This window comes from Streptomyces sp. MK7, from assembly GCF_032658145.1.
GTDB classification, from domain to species: domain Bacteria; phylum Actinomycetota; class Actinomycetes; order Streptomycetales; family Streptomycetaceae; genus Streptomyces; species Streptomyces spiralis.
The window spans coordinates 53,754-67,627 of record NZ_JAVACL010000039.1 but is presented as its reverse complement, the minus strand read 5'-3'; the positions used below and the strand labels follow the sequence as shown (position 1 = coordinate 67,627).

The window sequence follows — 13,874 nt, the reverse complement described above, 5'->3', positions numbered from 1 at the left end:
TCGCCAGGGTGTCGATGTGCCTCGGGGTCTTCCTCGACGCGGTGAACTTCGTGCCGTCGGTGTTGGCGGCCTTGGGATAGGTGGCGAAGTAGTGGTCGAAGGAGACGTTCTCGTCGAAGAGCACGACCACGTGCTCGATCGGCGTGGCGGTCGAGGAGTGGCCGTGGTGGCCGGCGGGTATGGCCGCCCACGTCGGCGCGGTGCCGCCCAGCACCGTGAGCGCTGCCGCGCCCGCAAGTGCCCCCAGAGTCCTCATCATTGCTCGTCTTGCGCTGTCGGCCATGCCGGTTCCCCTCCGAACACAAATGGTGGTGCGCGTACGATTCGCGATGCTCAGCGGGGCAACAGGCGTCCTGGCGGAGCCATGATGGCCCAGGAGTGAACAAGAGGTCAGGAAAGCCAGGTCAAACCTTGACGGTGTCTTGACCCGGGCGAACCGCAGAGTCGTGCACGCGGGAGTTCAGCCCAGCAGGGCGCGGCCGTACCAGTCATGCTCGTCCCGTACGCCGGGCAGGGCGAAGAAGTAGCCGCCGCCGAACGGCTTGATGTAGTCGGTGAGCGGCTCGCCCGCCAGGCGCTTCTGCACGGTCTCGAACTGGCGGGCCAGGTCCTGCTGGTAGCAGCAGAACAGCAGGCCCATGTCGAGGTTGCCGTTGGTGTCCATGCCCCGGTCGTAGTTGTAGGCGCGGCGCAGGAGGCGCTGTTCGGCGGTGGCGGCGGTGCGGGGGTTGGCGCGGCGGATGTGCGCGTCCAGCGGGATGACGTCGCCCTTGGGGTCGTCGGCGTAGTCCGGGGTTTCGTGCTCGGTGTCACCGTCCAGCGGTGCGCCCGACGAGCGGGCCCGGCCGAACATCCGCTCCTGCTCGCTCAGCGAGACGCGGTCCCAGAACTCCACGAGCATCCGGATCAGCCGGACCACCTGGTAGCTGCCGCCGACCGCCCAGTCCGGCTCGCCCATGCCGCTGCCCACCCACACCAGGCGGTCCATCTCCCGGGCGCTCGTGGCGTCCGGGTTGGCGGTGCCGTCCTTGAAGCCCATCAGATTGCGCGGGGTGCCGGAGGGCCTGGGCGGGCTGGTGAAGCCGTCCAGACGCCAGCGGACCTGCATGCCGCCCCGGGTGTGCCGGGCTATGTCGCGCAGCGCGTGCAGGACCGTGTCGGGGGCGTCAGCGTGCAGTTGCAGGCTCAGGTCGCCGTGGCACCAGTCGGACTTGAGATCGTCGTCTGGGAAGGCGGGCATAGTGGTCAACCGCCGGGGCCTGCGGGCGGCCAGCCCGAAACGCTCGTCGAAGAGCGAGGCACCGACGCCGACGGTCACGGCCAGTTGTCCGGAGGGCAGCAGGTCGCCCAGGACGCCGGAGTCGGCGGGCGGGCCGGTGATGCCGACCGGTGACGGTGTGCCGCCGGAAGTGAGGAACCGCGCCCGGTCGGTGAGGGTGCGCAGCAGGTCGGTGAGTTCCGCGCGGTTCTCCGCGGTGACGTCCAGGGAGACGAACACGCACGTGCGTCGCGAGGGCGCGAGCACGGATGCCTGGCGGATGCCGTGGAACGGCGCGACGGCAGCAGGGGTGGTGGTCGTCGTTCCGGGGGCGGCGGCCCCGCCGGTGGCGAGCCCGGCACCCGCCAGGGCCGCACTGCGCAGGAAGCCCCGCCTGCGAACCCCCTCGCCGCGTTGTGTGCCGGTCATGCCGTCCTCCGGGGGTCGCACAGCGTGGCGACGGACGCCAGCCGCTCCACCAGGTCCCCGAGGACGGCGTCCGTCCGCTCCCGCTGGGCGCGAGTCAGATGGTTCAGCCGGAGCCAGCGGCCGGCGTGCCGGAAGCCGTCGAGGGTGTGCTGGGCGCGGTCCATGTCCCGGTCGAGGTCCGTGAGACCGGTGTACCTGGTGGTCAGCAAGGGCCGCAGGCGGGACAGCACCTGCCGGGTGCCGTCGAGGCTGGCGCGGGCTGTCGCGAGGTTGCTGCCGCTGCCGTAGTCGGTGCGGCCGGTGAGCTCGAACTGCACGGTGTTCTCCAGGATCTCGTGTGCGCGCAGACCCAACTGGGCAGGGTCCATGCGGGTCTGCGCCCAGCTGTCGCGAAGCCCGGTCACCGACTTGAGCAGGGCTGCCGTGGGGCCGCGCAGGCTGTCGGCGGACTCGCCGTGCCACAGCCCGTACTCGACGCGGTGGAAACCGGCGAAGTCCTTGTCGTGCACCCCGCCCGGCAGCCCCGCGTCCGTACCGTTGATCCGTGCGTCGGCGTCGCCGAATGCGTCGTACGCCGCCCCCAGCCGTTCGTACTCCAGATGGGCCGGCAGCCAGGCCGACCTGGCGCCGGCGAGATCACCGCGGTCGATCGCCTGCTGGAGCTTCGTCGTGAGCCGGACGACCTCGGAGAGGCCGCCGCCGACCCACTTCTGGTAGGCGATGGCCGGCGGGATCAGGTCGTGCTCCGTGACCGGGGTGGCACCCGGTCCGCGGCGTCCCGAAGTGACATGGACGCGGGGGCCGGTGGTGGCGTCGGCGTCGTCGGGCACACATTTGAAGGCGTACGTGCCCTCGCCCAGACGGACGGTCAACGACCGAGTCACCCCGGGCCCGATGCCCTCCACCTCGCCGTACACGACCTGGCTCGCGGGGTCTTCGAGGTAGACCTCGGTCGCACCGTCCGAGGTGTTGCGGAGATCGAACACCTGCAGGCCGGCGGCGGGGCTCCGCCATCCCTGCCCGCAACGGCTGGGTGACACCTCGATGGTGGAGTGCCGCAGTCCGTCGCCGGTCGTGGGTGACCGGTGCGATGCGCGCGGGAGCAGTACGGCTCCCACCGTGGCGAGGGCAAGGAGTGCGATGAGCGCACCCCACAGGCGGAGCGGCCTGTGTGCGAGGCCGGCCACTTGCATTCCGGGCCTCCCGGGTGTGCCGTTCGTGATCGCCTCATGCTAGGCAGGCGCGCAGGGACGATCAGCCATTCGGAGGAATCCATGGCCGAGAATTCGCCCTGAGTTCACCGAACGGTCGAGGGCGGCCACGCGCGCTCCCTCGTGAGGTTGATCGGAGTCCTCCTCGACGCGCAGTGCGAAGATGCCTTCGCTGCGGCAGGTCTGCGCTCGATGCCACGAGGCGCGTCATGCGGTCCAGCCGTGTCCACCGCTGTTGTGGACCAGGGCGAGGACCGCCGTGGTGGCGACGAGGTACCGGGTGAGGCGGCCCTGGGGAGACAGGGCTGCCGGGGCCCAGGCGAGAGCCGCGTACCAGGGCATCGACCACGGAGCCGTGACAACCCAGGCGAAGGCGAGCGCGAACGGTACAGCCACGACGGGTGGACAGTCCGCCGGCGTGCGGCGGTGCAGAGCCCAGGCCAGTGCGAGCATCAGGGGCGGCCAGAGCAGGCGGATGACCGTCGCGGTCGCACCGGGTCCCAGAAGTTCGCTGCCCAGCCGTTCGAACACAGTCCACAACGACGGAGACGAGACCATCTGTGAGGCGGCGGAGAGCGGGTCGAGAGCATGCGGGCCGTACACGCTGTAGAGGAGTACGACGGTCAGCGTGGCCACCGAGGTTTGCAGGACGGCTCGCCGCCAGGCCCCCGCGCGCAGCAGCGGCCAGGCCAGTGCGACGCCGAGCAGGGCCGCACTGATCTTGACGCAGCAGGCCAGGCCGACCAGCCCACCGATGATCAGGTCGTGACGCAGACAGGGGGTTCTGCGGGCGAAGTGGATCGCGCACACGGTGAGAGAGGCGACGATGGTGTCCAGATGCCCGCCCGCGACCAGCACATCGATCAGGAGAGGGTTGGCCACCCACAGCAGCGCGGCCCGGACGGGATCGTCCCCGGTGCGGATCAGAAGCCAGCCCGTGACCAGGAACACGCCCGCGCCGGCCAGCATCAGGGCCCAGATCGTCAGCCATGGCCGCTCCCCGCCGACGAACGCCGCCGCGGCCTGCCACCATGTCGCGACCGGTCCGTACACGGAGGGTGTGTCATGCCAGGCGACGGCCACGAGATCGGCGTAGGGGGCTCCCAGTTGGGCCGGGGACGTCAGGTACGGGTCACCGCCGAGCGCGGCGATGCGGCCGTACGCCGCGTAACTGGCCGTGTCGGAAGAGCCGACCGGGGTGAGGTTGGCCACGACGAGCACCGCGAGGGCGCCCGATCGGAACAGGACGCGCGGGTCGGGGCTCCAGCCGCGCCGGCGGGCGTTGAGCATGCCCAGGGTGCCGAGGCAGGAGAGGACGACGGCCGCCGTGGTGACCGTCTGGGAGAGGGCGTCGGACATCGCCGGCAGCGCGAGCCAGGTGATGGGCACCGTGAGCGTGTTGTGATTGGGGGCGCTGGCGCCCACCAGGGCGAACAGCGTGACGCCCGCCGCTGACATGACTACCGCGCTGCGGGGCCTGGGCTGGGCGACGACCGCCGTCGCCGGTGCGACGACCGCCCGAAGCTGTGCCGCAGGCGGCAGAGTCCGCTGGTTGTTGTCGGTCGTCAAGGTCAACCTCTGCGTCGTGCTCGGGCGTTGTCCGTCGGCGGGCCACCCCTGGCCCTCGCGCGGTCCACCGCCTTGGCCGGCGGCGACCCGGAGAACGAGATGTACGAGGCGGGACACGATTCCCCGGCCCGACCCGCCCGACGGCCCGAGTTCTCGGATACCGGGGTGGTGCGATCGTCTGCTCCGCGGGTGTTCGGCGGCTTGCTACAGCATGAACATTCGGACATCGGCTCACCTCGGCCGGCGGGATCGCCGATCTCGACGACGAGGGACCGAGGGCGCACGCGACCGGTGCGGGACACAGTGGCGGTAGGGTGAAGATCCGTGACAGAACATGCGGCCCACCGCCGGACCCATCCGCTTCCCTCGCGCTCGATCCGCATAGCCGCGGCACAGGCTCGGGCCGAGGCCGGTGACATCGAAGCCAACGCGGCCACCGTGGCGGCCATGGTCCATGACGCCGCCCGGGCCGGGGCCCGGCTCGTGGTCTTTGCGGAGAAGTTCCTCAGCGGCTACGAGCCTGACCTCGTCCGGGCCGACCCCCTCAGATGCGCGGTGCAGCCCGGCGACCCCCGACTGGACCCCGTCGCCGACGCCTGCCGGGAGACCGGCACGGTCGCCGTCGTCGGTGCCGCGTTCCACGACCAGGGCGATCTGTACGTGTCGGCACTGGTCATCGATGCGAACGGGGAGCTCGTCACCCGCTACGACAAACAGCATCTGTTCCGGTCGGAACGCGAGATCTACCGCCCAGGCGAGGCCGGCTGCACACTCCAGCTCGACGGCTGGCGCCTGGGGTTGGGCATCTGCTACGACTCGGGCTTTCCCGAGCACGCACGTGCGGCGGCGCTGGACGGCTGCCACACCTACGTCGTCGGCGCCCTGTTCAGCGTCGGCAACGGCTATCACGAATCGCGCACCTGGTTCCCGGCACGAGCTCTGGACAACACCTGCTACGCCGTGCTGGCCAACCACATCGGTACCACCGGGGGCTGGAGGACCTGCGGATCCAGCGCCATTTGGGGCCCCGACGGGCGGCCGCTCGCCGAGGCCGGCACGGATCAGCCAGGGCTGATCACCGCCGACCTCGACCCGCAGGTGTTGCGTGCCACCCGGGACTCCGAACCGATGCTGCGTGACGTGCACGGCGCGACCACCGGTGCTCGCATCTGCCATCAGCTCGTCTGATTCGCTTCCTCAGCTTTCGGCAGGCACCAAGTGCGTCCCGGAAGAAGAGACATGCGCGTGGCACAGGGACCGCCACGCATTGGCCGCGGGGAAGGACCTTGTCGAAGGCAGCACCTCGGTCACCGCGCCCCGGCGTTCGGCCTGTCCGGCGGTAAAGGAGCCCTGGGTGAGGGCGAGATGGCGGGCGCGGCCAAGGCCCAGCGCCTCCTCTCGGACGACATGGATGCCGTCGCCGGGGACAATCCCGAAGGTCAAGTGCGGCAAGTCGCTGAAGACGGTGTGCCGGCAGCCACGACGATGTCGGCGAGCAGGCAGGGGTTGAGCTCGTCACGGTGTACTCTCTGGTCCGTGGACGCGTCCGTCGGCGTTGCGTCCCTGCGCCCGGACAACTCCCTGCCTGCCTGATCCGTGCCCGGCGGCCGGACTCCCTGCCGAGGACGGCCATAAGTGGCACCGGACGAGTGCTGCGCGCGGCGTATGCCGGGCCGCCCATCCAGTGCCTGGGCCGAGCCGTTGATGTCCCCGCGAACCCGGCTGTTGCCGCTAGCATGACACCAGAGCCCGCCTGACTGGCGAAGGCCCCGGCCGACACACCGGCTCTCCGTCCGCAGGCCCGTAGCCACGACTCGGACGAGAATCTGACCCATGTCCCCTGAACCAGACACTTACACAGGCCAGACTGTGTGCCGCAGTAGCTCGCGTTCCCCGCTGCATGCCTTCTTGCACACCGAGACCGGCAGCGCCGCCGTCCTGGTCGCCGCCGCGCTCGCCGCGCTCGTCTGGGCCAACACGGCACCATCGGCATACGCGTCGTTCTGGGACACCCACCTGTCTGTCCGCTTCGGAACGTACGGGATCTCGCTCGGCCTGCGCGACTGGGTCAACAGCGGCCTGATGACGCTCTTCTTCTTTGTCGTGGGTCTGGAGGCCCGCCGCGAGTTCGACATGGGGGAACTGCGCGAGCGCAAGCGGCTCGCGATGCCGCTCGTGGCGGGGCTCAGCGGCATGATCGTGCCCATCGCCCTCTACCTCGCCATCAACGCCGGCCACGGCAGCGAGCAGGGCTGGGGCGCGGCCATGTCCACCGACACCGCGTTCGCCCTGGGCGCGCTGGCCGTCGTGGGCCGCGGCATGCCGCCCGGCCTGCGGGTGTTCATCCTCTTGCTGACCGTGGTCGATGACTTTCTCGCCCTCGGCGTCATCGCCTTCGCCTACAGCGATCGCATCACCGCGCCCGCACTCGCCGTCGCCATCGCCGGCCTCGCACTCGTCCTGCTCGTCCGGCGGCTCGGCGTACGCCACGGCAGCGTGTACGCGCTGCTGGGGGTCGTCGCCTGGGTCGCCCTGCTCGAGTCGGGTGTGGACCCGGTCGTCCTCGGTCTCGCCCTGGGGCTACTCACCTACGCATACCCCGCCTCGCGCGTCGACCTGGAACACGCGAGCGGCCTGTTCCGGCTCTTCCGTGAGCAGCCCACCCCGGAACTGGAGCGGTACGTCCACGCCGGCATTGCCTCGGCCATCTCCCCCAACGACCGCCTGCAACGGATCTACCACCCCTGGACCGGCTACGTGGTCGTCCCGCTGTTCGCCCTGGCCAACGCCGGCATCGAGATCAGCGGAGGCCAACTGACACGAGCCTTCACCTCGCCCGTCACCCTGGGCATCCTCATCGCCTACGTCCTGGGCAAGCCACTGGGCATCGTCGGGTCCTCCGCACTTGCCACGCTCGCCTCCCGCGGGCGGCTGCGCCTCCCGGTCGGCTGGGGAGCGGCGACCGCCGGCGGCGCACTGTGCGGGTTCGGGTTCACCGTCTCCCTGCTCATCGCGACCCTCGCCTTCCACGGTGCACGCCTCGACGAGGCCAAGATCGGCATCCTCGCCACGCTGCTCTGCTCCTTCCTGGCAGCCCGGCTCGTCACGGCGACGATCAGCCTTCTGCCGCCTCCCGCGCGGCTCCGGGTACTGCTCGGTAAGGCGGAGACGATCGTCGACCTGGCCGTGCCCGTCGATCCCGACCGCGATCACATCCGAGGGCCACACCAGGCCCCCGTGACCGTCGTGGAATACGGCGACTACGAATGCCCCTACTGCGGGCAGGCCGAGCCCGTCGTCCGTGAACTCCTCGCCGAATCCGGAGATGTGCGTTATGTGTGGCGGCACCTGCCTCTCACCGACGTGCACATCCACGCCCAACTCGCTGCCGAGGCCTCCGAAGCAGCCGCACGACAGGGCCGCTTCTGGGACATGCACGACCTGCTGCTCACCCATCAAGAAGCCCTCCGCATCGAAGACCTGTACGCCCACGCGGCCGCCATCGGACTGGACACCGAGCGTTTCGAACGAGACATGCGCGCCCACACCGGCGCAGCCCGCATCGCCGAGAACGTTGATTCAGCCGACCTCAGCAGCGTGGCCGGAACCCCCACCTTCTTCATCAACGGCCGCAGACACCACGGCGCCTACGACCTCACCAGCCTCACCAACGCAGTCCGCGCCGCCCGCGAACGCGCCTCCGTCACCACGTGACGGACCACGGCAGACGTCCATGTATGAGGGGGACTGCACATCGTTCGACTCCGGTCCGTAGTCGACGATGACGCCGAGTAGCCGTCGGGATCACGGTCTTGGAACCGCTGGAGTACCAAGTCAGCCGCGGCCATCACCCCGGGCGAACGCGGCCGTCGGTCTGGCTTCTGGCAGGCGGATGACCAGGTCAACGCCATGTGCTGGTATGGAGGGATGGAACTGCGGGAACTTCGGGCTTTCGTCGCTGTCGTCGAAGAGCGTGGTATGTCTGCCGCCGCACGCCGCCTGCACGTGAGCCAGTCGGCACTGTCGCAGACTGTCAGCGGCCTGGAGAGGCAACTGGGACTGAGGTTGCTGATCCGCACCAACACCGGTGTCCGTCCGACCGAGGAGGGAGAGACCCTTCTGGCCGAGGCTCGCGCAGTGATCGCCCGACATGACCAGGCGCTGCGGACCATGGCAAGTCTGACCAGCGCGGGATGCGGGCTGCTGAGGGTCGGCATTCCGCTGGAACTGCCGTCCGATCTGCTCCGGCCGGCGATGGAGCAGGTGGCGGCCACATGTCCTGACACGCGCGTGCAGGCCCGCCATCTGTCGTCCGCGGCTCAACTGGAGGCGCTTCGCGCCGGCGACCTCGACATCGGTCTGCTCCGGGAACGTCCTGTGGACCCCGACCTCGACGCCATGCTGGTCGTCACGGAGAAGCTGGGCGTGCTGCTGGCCGCGAGCGTAGCTGCCGAGTTGGCGGACGACGAGGGAGTGCGCCTGGAGACCCTGCGGGGCCTGGAGTGGGTGAGTTTCCCCCGCTCCGGCAGCCCGGCATGGTACGACGAAGTCACTTCGGTCCTGCGTAGCTTCGGCCTCGACCCGGGCCCGGAGGCACCGGAGAACCAGTCGTTGATCGCCGAGGTCAAACTGGCGGCCGTCAGCACGGAGAAGGCCTTCGCCCTGGCCCCGCCCCACTGGTCCCAGCCACTGCCCGAGGACGTCGTCTGGAAGCCCCTGCACCACCATCCCTTGGTGCGCCGCACTTGGGCCGCGTGGCCGACCCATTCACGGCGCCGCGATCTGGCCGGCTTCATCACAGGACTCCCAGCGGCGGACATCTGACCCGGGGAGGCCGTGTACGCGCCCTCCCGCCCAGCCCGACCTCCGCGCGCCCTGTCGGTTGCGGCCGACCGGAGGTGCTCTCGGGATTCCTTATCTGGCGCCCGAGGTGCAGCCCTACTGAACAGCAGAGGTGACCCGGAACCCGCTGAGGGACCGGACCTTTGCGAGCGACAAGGTGTCCCGATCCTCGCTGATCGCGCCTGCACGGGCGCCGGCCCGTGGGTCACCACCAGCCTCGAACGACCGCCCCGGCGCGAAGCTCACTCCCACTCAGCGCACCGTCAACCGCGCCCTCGCCCAGACCCGGGCCCTGTCTCAGGGGCATCCCGAGCGTGCCGGCCGCAGGAGCTGGTTCGCTCTTCGCCGTCCGAGCCGCCGGAAACAATATCGCGGCGCTGCCATAGGAATAAACGGCCACCGCCATTAGAAAGCTCGATCGCCGATTCCCTCGATACAGGGGAATAAGTTAGACGTAACACCTCTGAACTGCGCAGATGATGCTTGTGGTGGGGTGGCCGGCGTCCTCGACGACCGGTGATTGGCCTGTATTCATGACGCCATGGAAGAAGCGATCGAATGCACTCCCTGAAAAGCGGTGTACGTTATTGCGCGGCAACCAAATATTAGATGGAGTGCTTACCGTGAATTCTTCCTACCTCGCCGGCAGCGTCGCTCTGGTTACCGGAGCCACCAGCGGCATCGGCGCAACGACCGCACGCCTGCTCGCCGAGCGCGGAGCGCATGTGCTGGTCGCCGGGCGGGATGCGTCACGCGGCGAGTCCGTGGCCGCGAGCATCCGAGCCCGGGGCGGCAAGGCCGACTTCCTCGCCGCCGACCTCACGACGGCCGACGCGGCCCGCGACCTGGCGCGGCGCGCGACCGACATGGGTGGCGCGGTCGACGTCCTCGTGAACAGCGCCGGCATCTACCCCTTCGGGCCCACCGCCGACACCACGGAGGAGCAGTTCGACGCGGTGTACGCGCTGAACGTGAAGGCTCCGTACTACCTCGTGGCCCAGCTCGCGCCGGGCATGGCGGAGCGCGGCCACGGCTCCGTCATCAACGTGAGCACGATGGTGGCCGACTTCGGCATGGCGGGCATGGCCCTGTACGGGTCGAGCAAGGCTGCCGTGAACCTGCTGACCAAGTCGTGGGCGGCCGAGTACGGTCCGCACGGTGTGCGGGTCAATGCCGTCGGGGTCGGGCCGACGCGCACTGAGGGAACGGCCGGAATGGGTGACGACCTGAGCGTTCTTGCTGCCCAGGCCCCCGCGGGCCGCCCGGCGAGCCCTGAGGAGATCGCCTCCGTGATCGCGTTCCTGGCGAGCGACGCGGCGAGCTTCGTGCATGGCGCGATCGTCCCCGTCGACGGCGGTCGCGTCGCCGTCTGAGCCGGATGGCCGAGACGCTGAACCCAGCACGGAAGGCCCAGCACAACGGATGAGAAATCGTTGTGCCGGGCCTTCCGGGTTGCCTGGCCGCCGCCGCGGCCGCGGCAGGATGCCATGAGCAGGGTTTCATACGTGCTCGCGCCCGGCGGTGGACGGCGTTCCCCAGTCCTTGATGTGGGCTCGGAAGGTCCCGATCATGAGTGGCCGGTACTCGCGCCCACCAGTCCCGTTCTCGTGACAGGCGCCACAGGCCGGCGAAGGCCTCGGTCGGCCGACCGGTAAAAGCTGCGCGGGATCCGGCACCGGTGTTCTGTGGAAGTGGGAGGAACGCCGTGCAAGACAAAAGGTGCTCTTCTCGGCGCACCCACTCCGTCACCGTCGGTATCACCGACAGTCATGACCAAGAGCGGGGGACGAGCGCCTCCATGACGCGACGAACAGCGGGCCATAACGCGATGAGCACCCGCCGGACCAGTACACATCATGACGAAGCGAGGCAGCGATGACCGCAGCATCCGGGTCCCATGAAGACGGCACATACGACGTGATCGTGCTGGGTGCCGGCCCGGTCGGACAGAACGTCGCCGACCGCGCCCGCGCCGCCGGACTCTCCGTGGCCGTTGTGGAGCGCGAACTCGTCGGCGGCGAATGCTCCTACTGGGCCTGCGTGCCCAGCAAGGCACTGCTGCGGCCGGTCATCGCCCTCGCCGACGTCCACCGCGTGGACGGCGCCCGGCAGGCCGTGACCGGCCGGCTGGACAGCGACCGGGTGTTCGCCCGCCGCAACCGCTACGTCACCGACTGGGACGACAGCGGCCAGGCCCGGTGGGTGAAGTCCATCGGCGCCGACCTGTTCCGCGGCCAGGGCAGGCTCGACGGTCCCCGCCGCGTGACGGTAACCCCCGGCGACGGAGCACCGCGCACCCTCACCGCCCGGCACGCGGTGGCCATCGCCACCGGCAGCCGGCCGGCGCTACCCGATGTCCCGGGCATCGACGAGGCCCGGCCCTGGACCAACCGGAACGGCACCGACTCCAGCACCGTGCCGGCCCGGCTCGCCATCGTCGGCGGCGGCGGGGTCGGCGTGGAGATGGCCACCCTCTGGCAGGGCCTCGGCTCCAAGGTCACCCTCCTTGCCCGCCGTACGCTGCTGCCCCGCATGGAACCGTTCACCGGCGAGCTGATCGGACGCGCCCTCACCGAGGCCGGCGCCGACGTGCGGACCGGTGTGCAGGTGAGCGCCCTGCGCCGCCCGGATGCCACCGGCCCCGTCACACTCAGCCTCGACGACGGCAGCGAACTGGAAGCCGACGAGGTGCTCTTCGCCACCGGCCGTACACCCGCCACCGACGACATCGGCCTGGACACCATCGGCCTCGACCCCGGCTCCTGGCTGGAAGTCGACACCACCTGCCTGGTCGACGGGGTCGACGGCGAGTGGCTGTACGCCCTCGGTGACGTCAACCACCGGGCGCTGCTCACCCACCAGGGCAAGTACCAGGCCCGCACCGCGGGCGACGCCATCGGCGCCCGCGCCGCGGGCCGCCCGGTCGACGACGCCGCCTGGGGCGACCACGCCACCACGGCCGACCAGCACGCCGTACCCCAGGTCTTCTTCACCGACCCCGAGGCCGGCGCCGTGGGCCTGACCGCCGAGCAGGCGGCCCGCGCCGGGCACCGCGTCAAGGTCGTCGATGTCGACTTCAACGCCGCCCAGGGCGCCAACCTCTACGCCGACGGCTACCAGGGCCACGCCCGGATGATCATCGATCTCGACCGGGAGATCCTGCTCGGGGTCACCTTCGTCGGCCCCGGCATCAGCGAACTGCTGTACTCGGCCACCGTCGCGGTCGCCGGAGAGGTCCCGCTCAAGCGGCTCCGGCACGCCATCGCCTGCTTCCCGACCGTGAGCGAGATCTGGCTCTTCCTCCTTGCCGCCCACCAGCGCGAAAGCGGCTGAGCCTGACCAGACGCCCGGTCGGACAGATGATGCCGGAGCCGCTGACGCTCAGCGGTGGGCGCGCGTGATCCCACACCGATGGCGCTGACAGCCACGACGGCCGTGCAGTCCTGCGGTGTCGCGCCCAAGCCCACGGGTTCTGGCCGACCTTTCTCAAGCATGGCGTTGCACGGGTCGTCATCCTGTCACCCGGACCGGCCGCGCACATCGTGCTCGGCCTGCCGGTGGACCTGCCCGAGGAACGGGACCAGATCACCACCCGGGGCTCCGACACGTTCGTCGCGCCGCGCGCGAAGGTGGGACACGCGGTGCGCTCGGGCGTCGGCCACTGAGGCACACCCGGTGACGGGCGACAACGTGAACGACGAGCACCCGGGCGTCTCCCCGAGCAGCGCCTCCAGCGGCTGGAGCGACGACACCCGGTCATCCGAGTGATCGCAACAGGAACCTGCGTTCCTTCGGCCTGCTCCGCCGACCGAACGGCGGGCATGCGAACGCCGCCGTCCGCGAATGCAGCGGCGAACACTTCCTCGCCTTCGCCGGCACAGCCGCAACCCTCCTCTGCCACCGCCGCCTCAGCGGACAGACGAACACGCTCAGTCGGCCGTCGTGGGTTGGGTGAGTCGCGCGAGGTATGCGTCGATGCCCGAGACATGACCAGGTAGTGGTGCGGTCAGGTCCCACCAGCTCATCGCCTCGATCTCGTCATTCGCCTCGAAGGGAAGACGTTTCAGAGCGCGGCCGACGAACAGGGCACCGTACTCCGCACGCTGCGTGGGTCCGAGCAAGAATCCGGCATGACCGGCGAACCGCAGGGGGGTGACGGGTGGTTGCCCGCTCTCCTCCCACAGTTCACGGGCGGCTGCCTGGCGGGGGCTCTCTCCCGGCTCGATCAGACCGCCGGGAAGTTCCCACTGCTGCCTGAATCGGTCGTAGACCATGGCGACCTCTCCGTCGTGCCACAGCGCCGTCAGAGCCATGGGCATCGGAGCCCCGAGAGGGCCTACGCATTCCATGCCGGGTGTGAACGAGACCAGGAGGTTGCCATGGTCATCGACAGCCAGCGGCCCAGGATCGGACATAGGGCATCCTTGCCCAGTTCAACGCGCCGGATTCCCCATACGCCATGAGGCCATGTGCCGGCGGTGGGTGCTGACGGCGCCGTGTGCGTCCAGGCGGCCGACGGGCACATCGATCGCCGGTCCGCCGGGCGTCAGGACCACCGACCGGGT

General features: G+C 70.0%; 11 protein-coding genes and 1 pseudogene. 7 read left to right on the top strand and 5 right to left on the bottom strand.

Going from position 1 to position 13,874, the window contains the following annotated elements:
* The 4 genes from R2S09_RS31390 to R2S09_RS31375 form a co-directional block, all read right to left on the bottom strand.
* Positions 1 to 283: alkaline phosphatase family protein (locus R2S09_RS31390; RefSeq protein WP_316744647.1), on the bottom strand; the 283-nt coding region annotated here is incomplete at its 3' end.
* A gap of 177 nt (positions 284 to 460) precedes the next feature.
* Positions 461 to 1,687, bottom strand: coding sequence for an iron uptake transporter deferrochelatase/peroxidase subunit (gene efeB / locus R2S09_RS31385; RefSeq protein ID WP_316744645.1), 1,227 nt, complete (start codon positions 1,685 to 1,687; stop codon positions 461 to 463).
* On the bottom strand, positions 1,684 to 2,880 hold the full coding sequence (locus R2S09_RS31380) for an EfeM/EfeO family lipoprotein (RefSeq protein WP_316744644.1): 1,197 nt from the start codon (positions 2,878 to 2,880) through the stop codon (positions 1,684 to 1,686). Before R2S09_RS31380 ends, efeB begins: the two co-directional genes overlap by 4 nt.
* A gap of 225 nt (positions 2,881 to 3,105) precedes the next feature.
* Entirely contained in the window at positions 3,106 to 4,467 is a 1,362-nt protein-coding gene (locus R2S09_RS31375) for a hypothetical protein (RefSeq protein WP_316744643.1), read from the bottom strand.
* 324 nt (positions 4,468 to 4,791) lie between these two features.
* Here R2S09_RS31375 and R2S09_RS31370 point away from each other — a divergent pair, with 324 nt between their 5' ends.
* From R2S09_RS31370 to R2S09_RS31340, 7 genes and pseudogenes are all read left to right on the top strand, one after another.
* Positions 4,792 to 5,655 (top strand): carbon-nitrogen hydrolase family protein, encoded by an 864-nt coding sequence (locus R2S09_RS31370; protein WP_316744642.1) that lies wholly within the window; start codon positions 4,792 to 4,794, stop codon positions 5,653 to 5,655.
* A gap of 645 nt (positions 5,656 to 6,300) precedes the next feature.
* On the top strand, positions 6,301 to 8,181 hold the full coding sequence (gene nhaA / locus R2S09_RS31365) for a Na+/H+ antiporter NhaA (RefSeq protein ID WP_316744641.1): 1,881 nt from the start codon (positions 6,301 to 6,303) through the stop codon (positions 8,179 to 8,181).
* 195 nt (positions 8,182 to 8,376) lie between these two features.
* A complete protein-coding gene (locus tag R2S09_RS31360) occupies positions 8,377 to 9,291 on the top strand; it encodes a LysR family transcriptional regulator (protein ID WP_316744640.1) in 915 nt (304 codons plus the stop codon).
* A gap of 159 nt (positions 9,292 to 9,450) precedes the next feature.
* A pseudogene (locus tag R2S09_RS40700) lies at positions 9,451 to 9,718 on the top strand (IS5/IS1182 family transposase); the annotation flags it as partial.
* A gap of 214 nt (positions 9,719 to 9,932) precedes the next feature.
* Positions 9,933 to 10,682: an SDR family NAD(P)-dependent oxidoreductase gene (locus R2S09_RS31350; RefSeq protein WP_306191012.1), complete on the top strand. Its 750-nt coding sequence runs from the start codon at positions 9,933 to 9,935 to the stop codon at positions 10,680 to 10,682.
* Positions 10,683 to 11,184: 502 nt separating this feature from the next.
* Positions 11,185 to 12,642 carry an NAD(P)/FAD-dependent oxidoreductase gene (locus R2S09_RS31345; protein WP_306191013.1) on the top strand — a complete coding sequence of 486 codons (1,458 nt, stop codon included), beginning with the start codon at positions 11,185 to 11,187 and terminating at the stop codon, positions 12,640 to 12,642.
* Positions 12,643 to 12,851: 209 nt separating this feature from the next.
* Positions 12,852 to 12,974: a hypothetical protein gene (locus R2S09_RS31340; protein ID WP_316744638.1), complete on the top strand. Its 123-nt coding sequence runs from the start codon at positions 12,852 to 12,854 to the stop codon at positions 12,972 to 12,974.
* Positions 12,975 to 13,238: 264 nt separating this feature from the next.
* On the opposite strand, the gene R2S09_RS31335 is transcribed toward R2S09_RS31340, so the two are convergent.
* Positions 13,239 to 13,628: an NUDIX hydrolase gene (locus R2S09_RS31335; RefSeq protein WP_316744637.1), complete on the bottom strand. Its 390-nt coding sequence runs from the start codon at positions 13,626 to 13,628 to the stop codon at positions 13,239 to 13,241.
* Positions 13,629 to 13,874 lie beyond the last annotated feature (246 nt).